The organism is Rhodopseudomonas sp. B29 (assembly GCF_000333455.1).
In the GTDB taxonomy this organism is placed as follows: Bacteria; Pseudomonadota; Alphaproteobacteria; order Rhizobiales; family Xanthobacteraceae; genus Rhodopseudomonas.
In genome coordinates this window covers 1-1,624 of record NZ_BADD01000315.1, presented here as the reverse complement: position 1 = coordinate 1,624, position 1,624 = coordinate 1, and the positions used below count along the sequence as shown (strand labels likewise).

The 1,624-nt window shown below is 63.5% G+C and carries 1 pseudogene; it reads left to right on the top strand.

The features are described from left to right. Window positions 1-1,624 (top strand): annotated as a pseudogene (gene rpsA, locus I5M_RS29575) (30S ribosomal protein S1); the annotation flags it as partial.

Below are 1,624 nucleotides of genomic sequence, written 5' to 3'. Positions count from 1 at the left end.
GCGCGATGCTCGCGAGTCCTTCGCCGGCGGCAACCTGCAGGAAAGCTCTGTCATCAAGGGCAAGGTCGTCGCGATCGAGAAGGACATGGCCGTCATCGACGTCGGCCTGAAGACCGAAGGCCGCGTGGCGCTGCGCGAATTCGCCGGCCCGGGCCGTGACAACGAGATCAAGGTCGGCGACACCGTCGAAGTGTTCCTCGACCGCATCGAGAATGCGCTCGGCGAAGCCGTGCTGTCGCGCGACAAGGCGCGCCGCGAAGAGAGCTGGGGCAAGCTCGAGAAGGCGTTCAACGCCAACGAGAAGGTGTTCGGCGTCATCTTCAATCAGGTCAAGGGCGGCTTCACGGTCGACCTCGACGGCGCCGTGGCGTTCCTGCCGCGCTCGCAGGTCGACATCCGTCCGATCCGCGACGTCGCGCCGCTGATGAACAACTCGCAGCCGTTCCAGATCCTCAAGATGGATCGCCGCCGCGGCAACATCGTGGTGTCGCGCCGCACGGTTCTGGAAGAGACCCGCGCCGAGCAGCGCCAGGAGCTGGTGCAGAACCTCGAAGAGGGTCAGGTGATCGACGGCGTCGTCAAGAACATCACCGACTACGGTGCGTTCGTCGACCTCGGCGGCATCGACGGCCTGCTGCACGTGACCGATATCGCCTGGCGGCGCGTCAACCACCCGACCGAGGTGCTGACGATCGGCCAGACCGTCAAGGTCAAGATCATCAAGATCAACCACGAGACCCACCGCATCTCGCTCGGCATGAAGCAGCTGCTGGACGATCCGTGGCAGGGCATCGAGGCGAAGTACCCGCTGAACGCGCGCTTCACCGGCCGCGTCACCAACATCACCGACTACGGTGCGTTCGTCGAGCTCGAGCCGGGCATCGAAGGCCTGATCCACGTCTCCGAGATGTCGTGGACCAAGAAGAACATGCACCCCGGCAAGATCGTTTCGACCTCGCAGGAAGTCGAAGTGCAGGTGCTCGAGGTGGATTCGGTCAAGCGCCGCATCTCGCTCGGTCTCAAGCAGACCATGCGCAATCCGTGGGAGCTGTTCGTCGAGAAGTATCCGGTCGGTTCGACCGTCGAAGGCGAGGTCAAGAACAAGACCGAATTCGGTCTGTTCTTGGGTCTCGACGGCGACGTCGACGGCATGGTGCATCTGTCGGACCTCGACTGGAAGCAGCCGGGCGAGCAGGTCATCGACAACTTCAAGAAGGGCGACATGGTCAAGGCCATCGTCCTCGATGTTGATGTCGAGAAGGAGCGCATCTCGCTCGGCGTCAAGCAGCTCGAAGGCGACCCCTTCGCCGAGCCGGGCGACGTCAAGAAGGGCGCTGTCGTGACCTGCGAAGTGCTCGACGTGAAGGAAAGCGGCATCGACGTGCAGATCGTCGGCACCGACTTCAACACCTTCATCAAGCGCTCGGAGCTGGCTCGCGACCGCAACGATCAGCGCAGCGACCGCTTCGCCGTCGGTGAAAAGGTCGACGCCCGCGTCATCCAGTTCGACAAGAAGGCCCCGCAGGTCCAGGTGTCGATCAAGGCGCTGGAAGTGGCCGAAGAGAAGGAGCCATCGCGCAGTACGGCTCGTCCGATTCGGGCGCGACGCTGGGCGACATCCTCG